The 17,163-nt window shown below is 62.1% G+C and carries 20 protein-coding genes and 1 tRNA gene; 14 read left to right on the top strand and 7 right to left on the bottom strand.

Annotation, left to right across the window (positions count from 1 at the left end):
• Nucleotides 1-18 precede the first annotated feature (18 nt).
• Complete coding sequence (gene ribD, locus ASD01_RS29050; protein WP_034803754.1) at nt 19-1,128, top strand: bifunctional diaminohydroxyphosphoribosylaminopyrimidine deaminase/5-amino-6-(5-phosphoribosylamino)uracil reductase RibD; 1,110 nt, start codon at nt 19-21, stop codon at nt 1,126-1,128.
• Entirely contained in the window at nt 1,128-1,748 is a 621-nt protein-coding gene (locus tag ASD01_RS29045; protein ID WP_034803751.1) for a riboflavin synthase, read from the top strand. The genes ribD and ASD01_RS29045 overlap by 1 nt, the downstream gene beginning before the upstream one ends.
• A 73-nt stretch (nt 1,749-1,821) precedes the next feature.
• On the opposite strand, the gene ASD01_RS29040 is transcribed toward ASD01_RS29045, so the two are convergent.
• The 4 genes from ASD01_RS29040 to ASD01_RS29025 form a co-directional block, all read right to left on the bottom strand.
• Complete coding sequence (locus ASD01_RS29040; RefSeq protein WP_034803749.1) at nt 1,822-2,172, bottom strand: hypothetical protein; 351 nt, start codon at nt 2,170-2,172, stop codon at nt 1,822-1,824.
• Between the two features lie 282 nt (nt 2,173-2,454).
• Nucleotides 2,455-3,030 carry a GNAT family N-acetyltransferase gene (locus tag ASD01_RS29035; RefSeq protein WP_051659660.1) on the bottom strand — a complete coding sequence of 192 codons (576 nt, stop codon included), beginning with the start codon at nt 3,028-3,030 and terminating at the stop codon, nt 2,455-2,457.
• A 24-nt stretch (nt 3,031-3,054) separates the two neighbouring features.
• On the bottom strand, nt 3,055-3,555 hold the full coding sequence (locus ASD01_RS29030) for a cupin domain-containing protein (protein ID WP_034803747.1): 501 nt from the start codon (nt 3,553-3,555) through the stop codon (nt 3,055-3,057).
• Nucleotides 3,556-3,746: 191 nt separating this feature from the next.
• Nucleotides 3,747-4,439, bottom strand: a complete 693-nt coding sequence (locus ASD01_RS29025; RefSeq protein WP_034803745.1) for an HAD family hydrolase — start codon at nt 4,437-4,439, stop codon at nt 3,747-3,749.
• A gap of 230 nt (nt 4,440-4,669) precedes the next feature.
• Here ASD01_RS29025 and ribH point away from each other — a divergent pair, with 230 nt between their 5' ends.
• The 4 genes from ribH (at nt 4,670) to ASD01_RS29005 (ending at nt 9,176) form a co-directional block, all read left to right on the top strand.
• Nucleotides 4,670-5,131, top strand: coding sequence for a 6,7-dimethyl-8-ribityllumazine synthase (gene ribH / locus ASD01_RS29020; RefSeq protein WP_034803742.1), 462 nt, complete (start codon nt 4,670-4,672; stop codon nt 5,129-5,131).
• The gene (gene nusB, locus ASD01_RS29015) at nt 5,128-5,610 is read left to right on the top strand and encodes a transcription antitermination factor NusB (RefSeq protein ID WP_034803740.1); all 483 of its coding nucleotides are present in this window, start codon (nt 5,128-5,130) and stop codon (nt 5,608-5,610) included. The genes ribH and nusB overlap by 4 nt, the downstream gene beginning before the upstream one ends.
• A 5-nt stretch (nt 5,611-5,615) precedes the next feature.
• The gene (locus ASD01_RS29010; RefSeq protein WP_060529814.1) at nt 5,616-6,845 is read left to right on the top strand and encodes an MFS transporter; all 1,230 of its coding nucleotides are present in this window, start codon (nt 5,616-5,618) and stop codon (nt 6,843-6,845) included.
• A gap of 195 nt (nt 6,846-7,040) precedes the next feature.
• The gene (locus ASD01_RS29005; protein ID WP_034803733.1) at nt 7,041-9,176 is read left to right on the top strand and encodes a sodium-translocating pyrophosphatase; all 2,136 of its coding nucleotides are present in this window, start codon (nt 7,041-7,043) and stop codon (nt 9,174-9,176) included.
• A gap of 70 nt (nt 9,177-9,246) precedes the next feature.
• Here ASD01_RS29005 and ASD01_RS29000 read toward each other — a convergent pair whose 3' ends face one another.
• Nucleotides 9,247-9,753, bottom strand: coding sequence for an outer membrane protein assembly factor BamE (locus tag ASD01_RS29000; protein WP_034804258.1), 507 nt, complete (start codon nt 9,751-9,753; stop codon nt 9,247-9,249).
• Between the two features lie 138 nt (nt 9,754-9,891).
• Between ASD01_RS29000 and ASD01_RS28995 the strand changes: the two genes are divergently transcribed.
• The 6 genes from ASD01_RS28995 (at nt 9,892) to ASD01_RS28970 (ending at nt 14,416) form a co-directional block, all read left to right on the top strand.
• Nucleotides 9,892-10,431, top strand: a complete 540-nt coding sequence (locus ASD01_RS28995) for a ubiquinol-cytochrome C chaperone family protein (RefSeq protein ID WP_034803730.1) — start codon at nt 9,892-9,894, stop codon at nt 10,429-10,431.
• Nucleotides 10,432-10,519: 88 nt separating this feature from the next.
• Nucleotides 10,520-11,071, top strand: coding sequence for a YceD family protein (locus tag ASD01_RS28990; protein WP_034803727.1), 552 nt, complete (start codon nt 10,520-10,522; stop codon nt 11,069-11,071).
• 202 nt (nt 11,072-11,273) lie between these two features.
• Nucleotides 11,274-12,332 carry a phosphate acyltransferase PlsX gene (gene plsX, locus ASD01_RS28985; RefSeq protein WP_034804255.1) on the top strand — a complete coding sequence of 353 codons (1,059 nt, stop codon included), beginning with the start codon at nt 11,274-11,276 and terminating at the stop codon, nt 12,330-12,332.
• Nucleotides 12,333-12,336: 4 nt separating this feature from the next.
• Nucleotides 12,337-13,308 carry a beta-ketoacyl-ACP synthase III gene (locus tag ASD01_RS28980; RefSeq protein WP_034803724.1) on the top strand — a complete coding sequence of 324 codons (972 nt, stop codon included), beginning with the start codon at nt 12,337-12,339 and terminating at the stop codon, nt 13,306-13,308.
• A 92-nt stretch (nt 13,309-13,400) separates the two neighbouring features.
• Nucleotides 13,401-13,739 carry an integration host factor subunit alpha gene (locus tag ASD01_RS28975; protein WP_034803721.1) on the top strand — a complete coding sequence of 113 codons (339 nt, stop codon included), beginning with the start codon at nt 13,401-13,403 and terminating at the stop codon, nt 13,737-13,739.
• A 140-nt stretch (nt 13,740-13,879) separates the two neighbouring features.
• On the top strand, nt 13,880-14,416 hold the full coding sequence (locus tag ASD01_RS28970) for a MerR family transcriptional regulator (RefSeq protein WP_034803717.1): 537 nt from the start codon (nt 13,880-13,882) through the stop codon (nt 14,414-14,416).
• 190 nt (nt 14,417-14,606) lie between these two features.
• Here the strand turns inward: ASD01_RS28970 and ASD01_RS36285 are convergent, their stop codons facing one another.
• Nucleotides 14,607-14,771 (bottom strand): hypothetical protein, encoded by a 165-nt coding sequence (locus tag ASD01_RS36285; protein ID WP_089043959.1) that lies wholly within the window; start codon nt 14,769-14,771, stop codon nt 14,607-14,609.
• 396 nt (nt 14,772-15,167) lie between these two features.
• Here ASD01_RS36285 and ASD01_RS28965 point away from each other — a divergent pair.
• Both ASD01_RS28965 and ASD01_RS28960 read left to right on the top strand, forming a co-directional pair.
• Nucleotides 15,168-15,244, top strand: a tRNA-Pro gene (locus ASD01_RS28965).
• A 335-nt stretch (nt 15,245-15,579) separates the two neighbouring features.
• Nucleotides 15,580-15,873: a hypothetical protein gene (locus ASD01_RS28960; RefSeq protein WP_034803714.1), complete on the top strand. Its 294-nt coding sequence runs from the start codon at nt 15,580-15,582 to the stop codon at nt 15,871-15,873.
• 95 nt (nt 15,874-15,968) lie between these two features.
• On the opposite strand, the gene ASD01_RS28955 is transcribed toward ASD01_RS28960, so the two are convergent.
• The gene (locus tag ASD01_RS28955) at nt 15,969-17,162 is read right to left on the bottom strand and encodes a glycosyltransferase (RefSeq protein ID WP_060644832.1); all 1,194 of its coding nucleotides are present in this window, start codon (nt 17,160-17,162) and stop codon (nt 15,969-15,971) included.
• Nucleotide 17,163: the final 1 nt, after the last annotated feature.

The following is a 17,163-nucleotide window of genomic DNA, read 5'->3' as shown; positions in this document are numbered from 1 at the left end:
ATTACGCTGGATAGAGCCATGACAGCGCCCAACCGTGAAGACGAGAGGTTCATGGCCGCGGCGCTGAGGCTGGCTCGCCACCATCTCGGACAGACATCCACCAATCCCTCCGTCGCCTGCCTGATCGTCAAGGACGGCGTTATCGTCGGCCGGGCCGTAACCGCGCGGAGCGGCCGCCCGCATGCCGAAACCCAGGCACTGACGGAGGCCGGTGCGAAGGCAAGGGGTGCTACGGCCTATGTGACGCTGGAGCCTTGCTCCCATCACGGCAAGACGCCGCCTTGCGCCGATGCGCTTGTCGCCTCCGGCATATCCCGCGTGGTGATTTCGATCCTCGATCCGGACGTGCGGGTTGCCGGGCGTGGCGTCGTGCGCCTGCGCGATGCTGGCATCACCGTCGATATCGGTGTTCTCCCCGAGGAAGGGCATCACGCGCTTGAAGCCTACCTCATGCGCCAGGTCAGCAAGAGACCCTATGTGATTCTCAAGCTTGCGGTTTCGGCCGATGGCATGATCGGCCGCAAGGGTGAGGGGCAAGTGCGCATCACCGGTCCGATTTCGCGCGGGCAGGTACAGATGCTGCGCGCGGAGACCGACGCGATTCTGGTCGGGATCGGCACGGCTGCGGCTGACGATCCGGAACTGACCGTGCGCTTGCCGGGGCTCGAACATTGTTCGCCGTTGCGCATCGTTCTCGACCGCCGGCTCGACCTGCCGCTTTCCTCCAAACTGGTGTTAACGGCGCGGGAGGTCCCCGTCATCGTGGTCTCCAGCGACGGATCCGGCGATGCGGATGCGGACGTTGATGGCGGCCGAGCAGCACGCAAGGCGGCCCTGGAGGCCGCCGGTGTCGAGGTGCTCGAAGCCGGCTCGATCGCCGACCTTCTTGCGGCACTCGCTTCCCGCGGTATCTCCTCGCTGATGGTCGAAGGCGGTGCTGTGGCTGCACGCGCCTTTCTCGATGCTGATCTGGTCGACCGTATCCAGCTCTACACCGGACCGGGGACCATTGGCGAAAACGGCATTGCATCCCCATTTGACCGTAAGTCCGTGCCGGCAGGCTTCCGGCGCGTCGCCGAGGCACGGTATGGCGGCGATCTGTTCGAGGAATACGAAAGAGAAAACTGATGTTCACAGGCATTGTTACCGATATCGGCACCGTCGACGCCGTCACCCCGCTGAAAGAAGGCATCAAGCTGCGTGTCGCCACGAGCTACGACCCGAAGACCATCGACATGGGTGCCTCGATCGCCCATTCCGGCGTCTGCCTGACGGTGACGGCTTTGCCTGAAGCCGGCAGCAACGAGGGCTGGTTCGAGGTCGAGGCCTGGGAAGAGGCGCTCCGCCTGACGACGATCGCCGGCTGGACCAAGGGAACGCGCATCAATCTCGAGCGCTCGCTGAAGATCGGCGACGAGCTCGGCGGCCACCTGGTTTCCGGCCATGTCGACGACAAGGCGGAAATTCTGTCGGTGGAAGCGGAAGGCGACGCTGTGCGCTTTCGTCTGCGCGCGCCTGAGCATCTGGCGAAATTCGTCGCGCCGAAGGGATCGGTCGCGCTCGACGGCACGTCGCTGACGGTCAACAAGGTCGCCGGCGCCGAGTTCGACGTGCTCCTGATCCGCCATTCGCTGGAGGTCACGACCTGGGGTGAGCGCAAGGCCGGCGATTTCGTCAACTTCGAGGTGGACACCATGGCGCGTTATGCGGCGCGCCTCGCCGAATTCCCGGCACCAAAGCCGGAGTAAGCCGACTTCCTCTTTTGCCGAATGCAAACCGCCCCCAATCGGGGGCGGTTCTGGTTTCGGGAGGTGTTGACACTCAACGCACGTAGAGGGTCAGGCTGCCATCGGCTGCCTGTTCGGCGCCGGCAATGTTGTTCATCTCGACATTCTGCGCCTTGAGCTTGGCTGCAAGCGGCTTGTTGCCTTCGACGGCCGCGTGCAGGGACGAAATCTGTTGCGGCGTCGCTTCGTTGATCCACATGCGCGTCTGGCTCGATTCCTTCAGCGTATCCACGTCGACGACGTTGAAATGATCGCCCTTGAAATCGCGAACGGTGTGGTCGATTTCGGCCGGCCAGTTCATGGCTGCGCTCGCAGCATAGGAGACGCCGCCGAAGGAAAGGGCGGAGAGAGCAGCGATGACGGAAAGCTTGGCTATGCGGTTCATGGTCATGCTCCTTTGTTTACCGGCAACAAGGCGCAAGCCGACCCGTTACGGGAACGCGGAACCTTGCGGGTTTCCGGGCCGGTGAGGATCGCCCATTGCGGCGGCCAGCAGGGTTCGTTTGCGGGCGTTGTCACCCGCAAGCAAAGGCGCTGGACTGTTTCGACTGATTGGTCGGCGTTTGCTCCCTTCTTGGGGAGGGCGCGTCGTGCCAACGACTAGGAAACTGGGCCGGAATGTGGCCCTTTCCATGGCGCTGGCATCAGGAAAACAATTAAAAATTGTTCATGTTTCGGCGTGCGCGCGAGCCCTTCGGTCGCCTGTCGCAGCTGCTGCCTTCTGGTGGCGCTCGAACATGATCACGTGGTTGCCGTGATAGGTCGTCCGCCAGAATTCCTTGAAGCCGTGCTTCTCCGCGACCCGGATCGAGGCGCGGTTTCCGACGTCGATGATGCAGGTCTTGCGCAGCTTCGGAAACTGGTGGTCGGCCCACTTGAGCGCCGCACTGACGGCTTCCGTCGCCAGCCCCTTGCCGTGCGCCTTCGGTGACAATGCCCATCCGGTTTCCATCGTCCCTTCGAGCGAAGGCGTGATGGCGCGGTGCACGTCGTGGAAGCCGGCCTCGCCGAGAAAACCCCCGGTCTCCCGGTCCTGGATGGCAAAGAAGCCGAAGCCGAAATAGTGCCACATGCCGACTTGGCGCAGGAACCGCGTCCAGGACTGTTCGCGCGTAAACGGCACCCCGCCGACATAGCGGATCACCTCGGCATCGCCGAACAGCGCGGAATAGGCGGGGAAATCGTCACGGCGGTAGGGGCGCAGGATGAGGCGGTCGGTCTCGATAATGGGAACGCTATGCATATTCGATCCTAAGCTGTGATGAAATCAGGCGCCGGGCTCGCCGTCCCAGTAGTCGACATCGCTTTCCGGACGGCCGGTGAAAAGGAAGCGTCTTTGGCCATCGGAACCACGCGTCCTGGCAAGGAATTTGCCGGAGTCCGGATACTCGCAGATTTCCGTGGCCGCCTTGGTCGAGATGGAAAGGTACTTGAGCGGCACCGAGCCGGTGTTGATCAGGTGGTGGGCCGTTTCCGGTCCACCCGCAGGGGCGCCCAGAATGTCGCCGGGGCCGACCGGATATCGCTCGCTGCCGAAGCGATACGTGCCTTCGCCTTCGATGATGATGAAAAGTTCTTCTTCGACGTGATGATTGTGGAACGGGCAGCCGGACTTGCCCGGCGGTACTTCACCGTAGCCGATGCCCAGATCCTTGAGGCCGAGTAGCGCGCCGAAGGCGGCGTCGCGGGATTCGAAAAAGGTGCCTTGCGTCCAGTGGTCGAGTTCTAGGTTTTTGGGATTAACGATCGGCTTTTTCGTATCGGTCACATGTTCCTCCCTCGCGTACCGTTGTCGCGGCAACGCTAATACGTTCTATCCGTGTCGCGCGTTCGTCCCGTCGTCAACCTGCGATCGCTAAAATTAGCGACGATGGTTACAGGAATACATCCTAGTGTTGCAATCCATTGGCGAAAGCATCTGGGCGCTATCGCGCGTTGGTTTAACGCCGAGCTGCGCGCTCACGTTCGTCTGCCGTTCAGCGCCGTGGTGACCTCGTGAAGACACCTAGCGATCCCAACGCAAAGGGTTTTCATTTCTTCGGTCGGTGGCAGGAGATCGGGCACCATGACCGTCATCATGCCGGCAGACGAAGCCGAACGCACGCCGTTGTGGCTGTCTTCGAGAGCGAGGCAATACTGCGGCGCGATACCGAGCCGACTTGCAGCCGTCAGGAACGGGGCCGGGTGCGGCTTGCCATGATCGTAGTCGCCAAAGGCAACGACCGTCGGGAAGCGGTCGCGCAATCCGTGCCGGTCGAGATTGCGCTGGACGTCGTGATGTTGTGACGAGGTGGCAATCGCAGACGGCAGGCCCATGCCGTCAAGCAGGTCGAGGAGATTGACGACGCCAGGCTTCAGCCGCAGCTCGGTCGTCGCCATTGTCGCAAATTGCGCCGAGGCACGCTCCCAGAACTGAGCGAGGTCGAAGGCATCGCCGAAGCGACCGCGAAGCAACATGCGCGTCGCCTCGGCCGAAAGCCCGATCGTATCGAGATAAAGGGAGACAGGCATGTTGTGACCGAGCGCTGCCGCTGTCTGGATCATCGCGTCGCGGTAGAGCGCTTCGGTGTCGAAGAGCAATCCGTCCATGTCGAAGACGACGCCAAGAGGTTTCATGGGCAGGACGATGTTGGTCGAACCGATTTCGGGCATACGAAAAATCCAGCTTGATATCGACGGCTTCGAACTTGGAACCAGCAACGCGGCCGCGCAAGACCCACGGCATTGGCATTTTGCAGCGGCAACGGCCGCATGTTGCGGCCCTGTAAACGCGGCAAAAGGCCGTCTGCGGCGGAATTTGCTTGCCATTCGGCGCCGGGCGTGGTTTTACCGCCGCCTCAGCCGGTCGCATCCGGCGCGGAACTCTCAAAGACAGGTGATCCATGGCAGAGACCACGGCAGCCCACATCCTGATTGTGGAAGCGCGTTTCTATGACGATATGGCCGATGCATTGCTCGACGGCGCCAAGCATGCGCTGGACGCAGCCGGGGCCACCTATGATATCGTGACGGTTCCGGGTGCGCTCGAAATCCCGCCGGCGATTGCCATGGCACTCGACGGCGCCGACGAGGGCGGCACCGAATATGATGGTTTCGTGGCCCTTGGCATGGTCATTCGCGGCGAAACCTACCATTTTGACATCGTCGCGAACGAGTCTTCGCGCGCGATCATGGACCTCGCCGTCAGCGAGAGCCTTGCGATCGGCAATGGTATCTTGACGGTGGAGAACGACGATCAGGCCTGGGCGCGCGCCCGCCGGTCGGAAGGCGACAAGGGTGGCTTTGCTGCGCGTGCGGCACTGACCATGATTGAACTTAAGAAGAAATTGGGCACGGAAAAGTGACGAAAACCCCCTCGGATCAACCGCTGAAGCAGGTCAACCAGCGCGGTGCAGCACGCCTCGCTGCGGTGCAGGCGCTCTATCAGATGGACATCGGCGGCACCGGTGTCCTGGAAGTGGTTGCTGAATACGAAGCGCATCGCCTCGGACAGGATGTCGACGGCGACACCTACCTGAAGGCGGACGCCTCCTGGTTCCGGTCGATTGTCGCCGGTGTCGTGCGCGACCAGCGCAAGCTTGATCCGCTGATCGGCTCGGCCCTCCAGGACGACTGGGCTCTGTCGCGCCTCGATTCCACCGTGCGTGCCATCTTGCGCGCGGGTACATTCGAGATGCTCGAGCGCAAGGACGTGCCGGTTCCGGTGATCGTCACGGAGTATGTCGAGATCGCCAAGGCTTTCTTCTCGGATGATGAGCCCAAGCTGGTCAATGCCGTTCTCGACCGCATTGCCAAGCAGGTCCGCGGCGAACCGAGGAAGTAAGGTCGATGGTTGCGGCTGCTGCTGAGGACATGGGGAACACCCTTCGCGAAACACGCCGCAACGTTTACCTCCTGACAGCCGCACAGGCCGTTCTTGGCGTCGTCGGGCCCATCTGCTTTTCGGTCGGCGGTGTCGCCGGCTACCAGATGCTGGCGGAGGACAAGTCGCTGGCCACCGCGCCGCTCACCGCCTTTAACGTCGGCATGGCGCTCGGCGTCGTGCTGGTAGCGGTGTTGTCGCGCCTGATCGGCCGCCGCTTCGCCTTCATGAGCGGGACCGCAATAGCGGCCGCCGGGGCAGCACTCGCCGCCGTCGCGCTCTTCCGCGAGAATTTCTGGCTTTTCGCCTTCGCCCTTGCGATGCTCGGCTCGTCGAACGGCTTTACGCAGAAGCTGCGGTTCGCCGCCGCCGACGCCTCGCCGTCGTTCTACAAGCCCAAGGCAATCTCGCTGATCCTTGGCGGCGGCATCGTTTCGGCCGTTCTCGGTCCGCAGATCGTCATTTTTGCTGGCGACCTGTTCGCGCCGGTTTCCTTTGCCGGGGCTTTCGTCGTCCTGATGCCGATTTGCCTGGTTGCAGCCCTGTTTTTCGCGCCGCTGCGGCTGCCCGAGCCGGGCGCAATGGTGAGTGCCCACCACGATCAGTCTGTCCGTCCCCTCGGCGAGATTGTCCGCAGCCAACGCTTCGCCACCGGCATGATCTGCGGCATTTCCAGCTACGCGCTGATGACCTTCATGATGACCGGGGCGCCGGTCGCCATGGTGATCGGCTGCGGCTTCTCGACCGAACTCGCCACGCTCGGCATCCAGTGGCACGTGCTGGCGATGTTCGCGCCAAGCTTCGTCACCGGCATGCTCATCAGCCGCTTTGGCGCCGAGCGCATCGTCGGCTGCGGCCTCCTTCTGCTGATGGCCTGCGCCGCGGTCGCGCATATGGGTATCGAGCTCTGGAACTTCTGGGGCGCGCTCGTATTGCTCGGCCTTGGCTGGAATTTCGGCTTCATCGGCTCGACGGCGATCGTTGCCAGCAGCTATCGCCCACAGGAGGCCGACAAGGTTCAGGCCTTCCACGACATCATCCTGTTCACCACGGTGGCACTGTCGTCGTTTGCCTCGGGCAAGGTGCTCACGGCCTATGGCTGGGACATGCTGAACGCGGTCGTATGGCCGGTAACGATCGTCTGCCTTATCCTCCTGCTGCTTCTGAAGCGGGCGCCGCGCAAGGCCGCCGCCTAACGCTCCATTCCCCTGAAATCTAAAGCGAACGAGGCGCCGCCAGTGGCGTTTCTCGGGGCTTGACGATCTCCTGTTGCAACCGCACTCTGGCCGCGCCGTGAGGGGTGCTGCTTGAGGAGGTGGTGCGTGATTCGCGGTTTTGAGGGGCCTGCGGCCGGGAGTGAGTCCGCGGGTTGTAACGGAGGGTAATGCGAAATGACCATTTTATTGGGCGTTATCGCATGCGGGTTGCTCGCGGTGGCTTATGCCATCTGGGCAACACAGTCGGTGCTTGCCGCCGACCAGGGGAACGCCCGCATGCAAGAAATCGCAGGCTACATTCGTGAAGGGGCGCAGGCCTATCTCACGCGTCAATACAAGACCATTGCCATTGTCGGCGTCGTCGTATTCATCGCCGCTTGGGTTCTTCTTTCTCCCGCCGCCGCTTTCGGCTTTCTGATCGGTGCGATCCTTTCGGGTGCCGCGGGTTTCATCGGCATGCATGTTTCGGTCCGGGCAAACGTCCGCACTGCCCAGGCGGCGTCCGTGAGCCTCGCCTCCGGCCTCGATATCGCATTCAAATCCGGCGCGATCACCGGCCTTCTTGTGGCCGGCCTCGCGCTCCTTGGCGTCTCGGTCTACTACGTCGTCCTCACGGCCGGCCTGGGTCATGAGCCCGCCTCGCGCGAAGTCATCGACGCACTGGTGTCGCTCGGCTTCGGCGCATCGCTGATTTCGATCTTCGCCCGTCTCGGCGGTGGCATCTTTACCAAGGGTGCCGACGTCGGCGGCGACCTCGTCGGCAAGGTCGAAGCCGGCATTCCCGAGGATGATCCGCGCAACCCGGCAACCATCGCCGACAACGTCGGCGACAATGTCGGCGATTGCGCCGGCATGGCAGCCGACCTGTTCGAGACCTATGCGGTCTCGGTCGTGGCGACCATGGTTCTGGCGGCGATCTTCTTTGCCGGCACGCCTGTGCTTGCGACCGTCATGGTCTATCCGCTCGCCATCTGCGCGGCTTGCATCATCACCTCGATCATCGGCACCTTCTTCGTGAAGCTCGGGTCCAACAACTCGATCATGGGTGCGCTCTACAGGGGCCTGATCGTGACCGGTGTCCTGTCGATCCTCGGTCTCGGCGCCGCCACGTCCTTCACCATCGGCTGGGGCACGATCGGCACCGTCGCCGGCAAGGAGATCACCGGCTGGAATCTGTTCCTCTGCGGTATTCTCGGCCTGATCGTAACGGCCCTGATCGTGGTGATCACGGAATACTATACCGGCACCAACAAGCGGCCGGTCAACTCGATCGCCCAGGCGTCGGTGACCGGTCACGGCACCAACGTGATCCAGGGCCTGGCCGTCTCGCTGGAATCGACGGCTTTGCCGGCGATCGTCATCGTCGGCGGCATCATCGCGACCTACCAGCTTGCCGGCCTCTTCGGCACTGGCATCGCCGTCACCGCCATGCTTGGCCTTGCCGGCATGATCGTGGCGCTCGACGCCTTCGGTCCGGTCACCGACAATGCCGGCGGCATCGCGGAAATGTCGCATCTGCCGCCGGAAGTGCGTAAATCCACCGACGCGCTCGACGCTGTCGGCAACACCACCAAGGCCGTCACCAAGGGCTACGCGATCGGCTCGGCCGGTCTCGGTGCGCTGGTGCTCTTCGCCGCCTACTCGAACGACCTCAGCTACTTTGCCGCCAACGGCGACAAGTATCCGTACTTCGCCGATGTCGGGCAGATCTCCTTCGATCTCTCCAACCCTTACGTGGTCGCGGGGCTGATCTTCGGCGGTCTCATTCCCTACCTCTTCGGCGGTATCGCGATGACTGCGGTCGGCCGTGCGGCCGGGTCGATCGTCGAGGAGGTTCGCCGCCAGTTCCGCGAGAAGCCCGGCATCATGCAGGGGACCGAACGGCCGGACTATGGCCGCGCCGTCGACCTTCTGACAAAAGCGGCGATCCGCGAAATGGTCATTCCTTCGCTGCTCCCGGTGCTGGCGCCGATTGTCGTCTATTTCGGCGTGCTGCTGCTCTCGGGCTCGAAGGCTTCGGCTTTCGCGGCTCTCGGTGCCTCTCTGCTCGGTGTCATCGTCAACGGCCTCTTCGTGGCGATCTCGATGACCTCGGGCGGCGGTGCCTGGGACAACGCCAAGAAGAGCTTCGAGGACGGGTTTGTCGACAAGAACGGCGAACGCCATCTGAAGGGCTCCGACGCCCACAAGGCGTCGGTAACCGGCGACACCGTCGGCGACCCCTATAAGGACACGGCCGGGCCGGCTGTGAACCCGGCGATCAAGATCACCAACATCGTGGCGCTCTTGCTTCTGGCCGTCCTCGCCTGATCGCATCGATGCGCAAACAAAAGGCCCGCGGAACATCGTTCCGCGGGCCTTTTGTTTGGAATGGGGAGGCTTAGTTGCCGAAGTCCTTGAACAGGCTGCGCGCCGCGGCCTGACCGGCGCCGGGGCCCGTCAGCAGCTGGCCGAGGAAGCTCGTTTCCTTGCCACCTGTCGGCGTCGTGCGTGTCAGCATGTCGAAGACCTTGCCGTCCTTCAGCGTATAGTGAGCCAGCTGGCTGACGGTGCCTTCCTTGTCGAAATAGACGGCCAGGATCGACTGGTCGATCAGCTTGGGCTTCATGAAGGCAACAGGGCGCTTGCGCGTCTGCGAGATGTAGTAGAACACTTCGTTGTCGAAGGTCGCGGTCGTCGACGGCGTGCCGAGCGAGAGCAGCACCTGCTCGCGGCTGGAACCGACCGGAACGAGGTTTAGCGTTTCCTGATCAACCACATAGCCCTGATGGAGAACTTCACCGACATTGGCGGACTGGCAGGCGGAAAGGGTAAAACCGGCGATGGTGGCTACGACCGCCACGCGGCCGAGGGTCTTAAAATTTTTTCTCAAATACCGCTTCGTCAACGACAGCTCCCCTTGGAGAAACGATGGCAGATCCGCCATTGCAATTCGTGCCTGCTTCGGTAAACCAGCTTCGGCTGTCATGCAACAACGTCATGGGCGCTTGCGCGCATTTCGAGAAAGCCAAGCCCGAGCTTTGTGATGATTTTTGGACTGTTTAAAAGAAAAAGTGGCAACACCGCGATTGTCGAGCGGCAATATGCATTGCTGACGGCGGCGGCACGCCAGCCCTACCTTTACACCGACCTCGATGTTCCGGACACGGTCATGGGCCGGTTCGAGATGCTGTCGGCGACGCTGATCCTCTATTTCCGCCGCACACGTGCGTCGGCAAGGCCTGGCCAGGAAATCGCCCAGGAGATCATCGATGCCTTCTTCGAGGATGTGGATCACTCGATCCGCGAGCTCGGCGTCGGCGATGCCGGCGTGCCGAAGAAGATGAAGAAGTTGGCCGGCATGTATTACGGTCGACTCGAATCCTATGCGGCGGCGCTGGAAGCAAGGGACGTCGAGGCCCTGGCGGCAGCGCTCAGGCGCAACTTCCATCCTGATGGCGGCGACGCGGCGCCTTCGATGGTTGCGCTTGCTGGCTATCTGCTGGCGGTTGAGGCCCAGCTCGTCGATGTCGCGGAAGACGCCGTCGAAATCGGCCAGTTGCACATTCCGCCGGCTGGGGCGTAATAGAAAACAAGAGCGTCGCCACCGGCAGCCGGTTGGCGGCTGCGTTCGCGATGGGTGCCAGGTAGCCCGCGCGAGGAAGGATCCAATCATGAAAGACGAAAGTCAGGCGGCCTTTTCTTATCCGGTGAAAGTCGGGCACATTTCGGCGAACGCGGTCAGCGTGCATCTCTCCGCCAACGAGCGCGAGCGCAAGGCGCTTGCCGCGCTTTGGAACATCAACGAGGTTCTGTCGCTCGAAGCCGACCTGCAGATCGCGCGCTGGAAGAAGGATGGCGTGAAGATCAAGGGCGACGTCAGGGCCCGCGTCGTGCAGAGCTGTGTCGTCACTCTTGAGCCGGTCGAAGCCGATATCGACGAACCGGTCGAAGCGATCTTCGTGCCCGAGGGCTCGCGGCTTGCCCGCCAGGCGAGCAATGACGGTGGCGAGATGATTCTCGACCCTGACGGCCCCGATATTCCCGATACCTTTATCGGCGACACCATCGACGCCGGCGTCGTCGTCAGCGAGCAGGTTGCACTCGCGATCGAGCCTTATCCCCGTAAGCCCGGCGTGACGTTCGGCGAGCGCATCGAGAGCACATCTGCCGATGACAAGAAGCCGAACCCCTTTGCGGTCCTGAAGGACTGGAAAAAGGACTGAGGTCGCGAAAGCGTCATCTACAATTCGGTTGTCACGCAAAGGAAAAGCAGTATTTTGGCCCCAAACCGGCCAGAAGAGCCGCTAAAGCGATCTGCCGCGTGCTTGGCTCAAGCGTCAGAAGCAATATGTTTCGTCAATGCGTTTCCGTTGAGTACGCCGCGGCGGCACGTGTTGTGTGGCAGAAATGAAGGATAAGACACGCGTGGTCAGAATTTCACTTGACGTGATGGGGGGCGACTATGGTCCTGAAGTCGTCATCCCCGGCGCCGCAAGGGCGCTTGAACGTCATCCGGACATCAAGTTCGTTTTGTTCGGCATCGAAGCGCAGTGCGCGGGCCTCCTTGAAAAACATCCGAAGCTGAAGGCCAACAGCACCTTTTACGACTGCGAGATTGCAGTCGCCATGGACGAGAAGCCGAGCCAGGCGCTTCGCCGCGGCCGCGGCAAGTCAAGCATGTGGAAAGCGATCGACGCGATCAATGCCGGCGAGGCAGATGTCGTCGTTTCCGCCGGCAATACCGGCGCGCTGATGGCCATGTCGGTCTTCTGTCTGCGCACCATGCAGGGAATTCAACGGCCGGCGATCGCCGCCATCTGGCCGACGCTGAAAGGCGAGAGCATCGTGCTCGATGTCGGCGCGACGATCGGCGCGGACGCGCAGCAATTGATGGATTTCGCGCTGATGGGCGGCGCCATGGCACGGGCGCTGTTCGAGATCGAGCGGCCGATGGTCGGGCTGCTGAATGTCGGCGTCGAGGAAATCAAGGGACAGGAAGAGGTCAAGGAAGCCGGCCGCCTGATCCGTGAGGCCAACATCGACGGCTTCGACTATTACGGCTTCGTCGAGGGTGACGACATCGGTCGCGGGACCGTCGACGTCGTCGTCACGGAAGGTTTTTCCGGCAACATCGCACTCAAGGCCGCCGAAGGCACCGCGCGCCAGATCGCCGAATATCTGCGCGCGGCGATGTCGCGCACGCTTCTTGCCAAGATCGGCTACATCCTGGCCAAGGGCGCATTCGACCGCCTGCGGGAGAAGATGGACCCGAGGAAGGTCAATGGCGGCGTGTTCCTCGGCCTCAATGGCGTCGTGATCAAGAGCCATGGTGGTGCAGATGCCGAGGGTTTTGCAGCCGCGATCGATGTCGGCTACGACATGGTGAAGAATGGCCTGAAGTCGAAGATCGAGCTCGATCTGGCGAAGTACCATGGCGGCGAACCGCCCAAGGCCCTTTCCGCCGGCATGAATGATGAGGTTTGAATAGATGATCCGTTCCGTCGTTCGCGGTTTCGGCGCAGCTTTGCCGAAGCGCGTGGTCACCAATCAGGAGCTGGAATCCAAGGTCGATACGTCCGATGAGTGGATCGTGCAGCGCACCGGCATCCGGCAGCGCTACATCGCCGGCGAGGGCGAAACCACAGCTTCGCTCGGCGAAGGTGCCGCGCGTGCTGCGCTCGCCAATGCTGGGCTTACCCCTGATGATATCGACCTGATCATCCTGGCGACCTCCACTCCCGACAACACGTTTCCGGCAACAGCTGTCAACATCCAGGACCGCCTCGGTATGCGCCATGGCGCGGCCTTCGACATGCAGGCGGTCTGCTCGGGCTTCGTCTACGCGGTTACCACGGCGGATGCCTATATCCGCGGTGGGCTTGCTAAGCGCGTGCTGGTGATCGGCTCGGAGACCTTCTCGCGTATCCTCGACTGGAACGACCGCACGACCTGCGTGCTCTTCGGTGACGGCGCCGGCGCCATCATCCTGGAAGCCCAGGAAGGCGAGGGCACCATTGCCGACCGGGGCGTGCTGACGGCGAAGCTTCGCTCCGACGGCGCACATCGCGACAAGCTCTATGTGGATGGCGGCCCTTCGACCACTGGGACGGTCGGCCATCTGAAGATGGAAGGCCGCGAAGTCTTCAAGCACGCGGTCGGCATGATCACCGATGTGATCGAGGCTGCCTTCGAGGCGACCGGGACGACGGCCGAAGATCTGGATTGGCTGGTGCCGCACCAGGCCAACCGGCGCATCATCGACGGCTCCGCCAAGAAGCTCGGCATCCCTCTCGATAAGGTTGTGGTCACGGTCGATCTCCATGGCAACACCTCCGCAGCCTCCATTCCGCTGGCGTTGAATGCGGCGGCGGGCGACGGCCGGATCAAGAAGGGCGACCTCGTCCTGCTCGAGGCCATGGGCGGCGGCTTCACCTGGGGCTCCGTGCTTCTCCGCTGGTAAAGAAATTGCTTAAGCAACAGACGCTTGACCGCAAAAGGCAAGGGCAATAGTCTTCGGACGCTGATCGGCGTACCAGACGTTGGTGGGGGAAGATGAGCGGAAAAACAGTAACACGGGCGGACTTGGCTGAGTCGGTTTTTCGCAAGGTGGGTCTGTCGAGGACAGAGTCTGCCGAATTGGTGGAAACCGTCATTGACGAAATATGCAACGCAATCGTGCGTGGCGAGAGTGTGAAGCTGTCCTCTTTCGCGACCTTCCAGGTCCGCGACAAGAACGAGCGCATCGGGCGAAACCCGAAAACCGGCGAGGAAGTGCCGATTTCGCCCCGGCGCGTGATGACCTTCAAGGCGTCGAATGTCTTGAAGCAGCGCGTCCTGAAGGCGCATCTGGGCCGCAGGGCCAAGCAGAAACCGGTATCTCCCGTTTCGTGAACGCCTGACGACAGCCACAAATGTGGTTGAAAACCCATCCATAAGCCGTTGAAATGGAGCCGATTCGTGCCATCATTGGCGCGGTATCGGCTTCACTACGGCTTTCGAGCCTGAGTCGCACGGCATGGATTGGGAACGATATGGAAAAGAGCCCGGACGCTTTTCGCACCATCAGCGAGGTCGCTGACGATCTCGATCTGCCGCAGCATGTCCTGCGTTTCTGGGAAACCCGCTTCCAGCAGATCAAGCCGATGAAGCGCGGCGGCGGCCGGCGGTACTACCGGCCGGAGGATGTCGACCTTCTGAAGGGTATCCGGCATCTGCTCTATGATCACGGCTATACGATCAAGGGCGTGCAGAAGCTCCTGAAGACCAACGGCAACAAGTTCGTCGCGGCGATTGCAAGCGGCGATCTCGCGACCGTCGAGGCGCTGGCAGCCTCCAGCAACGAGGAGCCGGCACCGCCGAAGGCTGGTCTTTCCGAGGAGGATCAGATCGTCGGCCGTGCCAAGGCGCCGGCGAGCCGCCGCTTCTTCTCCTTCGGCGGCAGCAGCGACGACGTGCCGGAGATCTCGCTCGGAAAATCCTCGTCAGTGGGCAAGGAAGATCGCGCTCTGCTTCAGGAGGCGCTCTACGACCTCCTGGAATGCAAGCGGCTTCTCGACCAGGTGCGCTGAGAAAGCCTTTCAGGCGATTATCAAGACCGGTTCCGCACGGCCGAACGTCTGCCGAATGCGGTTGCCTCCACAGACACCTTTTACACGATTGCCAAGATGGTGCCGTCGGCGGGGTGCCCGCCGACGGGGGGCATATGCGCGCCCGTCCGCAGGGCGCCCGCGCGATTATCCCAGCAAGGATTGAAAAGCGTCAGTAGGAGATTCGGAAGCCGCCGGGGCTCGCCGCGGAGACGTCAGGCTCCGGGTAGGGGCCGGTCCACTGCGCATAGGTCGTGTTGGTCGAACCGGAGGTTGCACAGCCGGAGAGCGTGAGAAGCGCAAGCGCGGTGAGGGCCATAAGGGACTTAAGAGGCATGGTTTTCTCCTAGAAGGGGAGACGCTCCAGGCCTCAAGGGCCAGTATCAAACTGTCCCTCAAATCATCCATGATGGCAAGCTAACGTTGCGTTAGGCAGCAAGTTTCGAGCGACGGGATCTCGTTTTGGTGAAGGTTCGGTAGACGGACGGGCGGTCGGTGATTTCCTCGTCAAGCAGCATCGGAAATTGCAGACACCCAGTGGCGCGCGAATGGCGGGAGCTTTCTATGTCCGCAGTCGCTTCACAGGTGCGACGCCATGCTGTGAGTTTGCGGAAGTCCCGTCGGACTTTCAGTTCCCAAGCATACTTTTCCACGCCGTTTGTTCCTTTTTCGATCCAGGCCGCATTTTCCCGCTTGCGCTCTAAGCGTTGGTTATATAGGGGTTTCCTCGGTTCGGAGCGTAGCGCAGCCCGGTAGCGCACTTGACTGGGGGTCAAGGGGTCGTGGGTTCGAATCCCGCCGCTCCGACCATTTTCCTCTTTGATTTCAGTCATACAGCAGCGCTACCGCAATTGGCGGCTGGCGGTAGCCAGCAGTTCCACGCGTAAAATCGCGCATTCGGGCACCCATTGCCCCGGCAAAAATCTCAAACGCCTGCTGATTTGTTTCGCTTTGGCCCACCGTGTCTGCTCCGAGATCGGATGCGGTTTTGTCGCTTGCGCCTGACAAAATTTATCGCCCATCGGAAATCGCTAAAATGCCTCGTTCCGGTGCGATGGTCCACGCGGCTGGGGTCGATCGCCGTCCTCGCGAAAGTGATGGAATGGCCTCATGGCGGGCGTCTGTCTGCCAAGGGAGGAAATGTAATGAAGACGTTTTCGAAGATTTTTGCCGCGTCGTTGCTCGGGCTTTCGGCCCTGACGGCAATGCCGCTCATCTCGGCGTCCGGCACTGCCCGTGCAGACGACGCCGTCATCCTCGTTCCGGGCCAGCCCACCGGCTCGCCGGGCGATACGGGTACAGCGAGTTCCAACCCGGACACCGGTGCTCCGAGCTCCAACCCTGATACCGGCACCGCAAACGCCAACGGTGATACCGGGGCGCCGAGTTCAAATCCCGATACCGGTGGCGGTTCGGGCGCAGAAGGGTCGACGCCTTAAGCGTTCCTGCGACCGCAGCAAAAGAGGTCCTTCAGCAGGGCCTCTTTTTCTGTTTCCCGAGAATACAGAGCGGCAATCACGCCGTTCTTTCTGCGCTACCTGGTTGACTGGAGCAGGTCGACCGTCTGCCGCTTTGAGGCCGCCTTCTGGTAGAGGGCCTCTGTGCGATCGAGCATGACGGCGAGCGTAAAGCGGTCCTTCAGGTTTTCGGCGCTAGCCGACAGGGCCTTGAAGGTTTCGGGCTCCGCCGCCTGGATCATGGTCTTGGTGAGCGCGGACGTGTCGTCGCTATTGGGCAGGATATAACCGTTCCGATCGTCCTCGATCACCGTGCGTGCGCCACCGATGTCGGTTGCGATGATCGCCTTGCCGGCGGCGGCCCCTTCGAGCATCACATAGGACATGGCCTCGTAGCGGCTTGGCATCACCAGGAGGTCGAAGGCGGGAACGGCTTGCGGGCCGGTGAAGGCGGAGGTCAAATGCATGCGGTTCTGCAGTCCGCTTGCGGCGATCGCCTTGCGAAGGTCACCTTCGAGCTCGCCACTGCCGACCATGACCAGGTGGCTGTTTCTGACGGAAGCGGCGACACTCTTGAACGCTGCGATCAGCCGTTCCGGCGCCTTCTGTGCGGAAAGTCGTCCAACGAAGCCGAAGACGAAGGCATCGGGCGCGATACCGAAGCTGGCGCGCAGCGTCTGCGCCATTTCGCATGAGGGCGGTGCCACGCCGTTGACGATCACCGACACGCGCTTCTCGGGCATATGCAGCGAGAGCGCATGGTGGAACTCGTCGTCGGAGACGCAGATCAGGTGATCGGTAAAGAAACGGGCCAGCGCCCATTCGATCGTGCCGTAGATGAGCCGTCCACCACGGCCGAGCGTCGGGTCCAGCGTGCGAAAAGCGTGGGGCGTGTAGATCCGCGGAACATGAGAGCCAGGCAGCCGCAGGCGTGTCAGCGCACCGGCCTTGGAACTGTGGCCATGGATGATGTCGAAACTGCTGGCCCGCATGATGCGCCGGAGTTCGAGAAAGCGGCCGAAGTCAGACGGTCCGGGTGCGCGCTTCATGTTGACGGCGTGTACGGCCGGCAGGCCGATTGCCTTCAGTTCACGAACGAAACCTTCCTCGGCGCGCACCGGCGAATAGACGGCCTCGACGTGATGCCCGCGCTTGTGCATGCCGCGGCACAGATCGAGAAAGTGCCGGCCCGAGCCGCCGCCACTCGGCTCCAGCACCTGCAGGAGCTTGAGGGGAGGGGCCGGCGACCGGCGCGGAACCACATGTTCCATG

Origin of the sequence: Ensifer sp. Root423 (assembly GCF_001426275.1) — a bacterium.
In the GTDB taxonomy this organism is placed as follows: domain Bacteria; phylum Pseudomonadota; class Alphaproteobacteria; order Rhizobiales; family Rhizobiaceae; genus Ensifer; species Ensifer adhaerens.
This window is presented reverse-complemented; position numbering and strand designations above follow the sequence as displayed.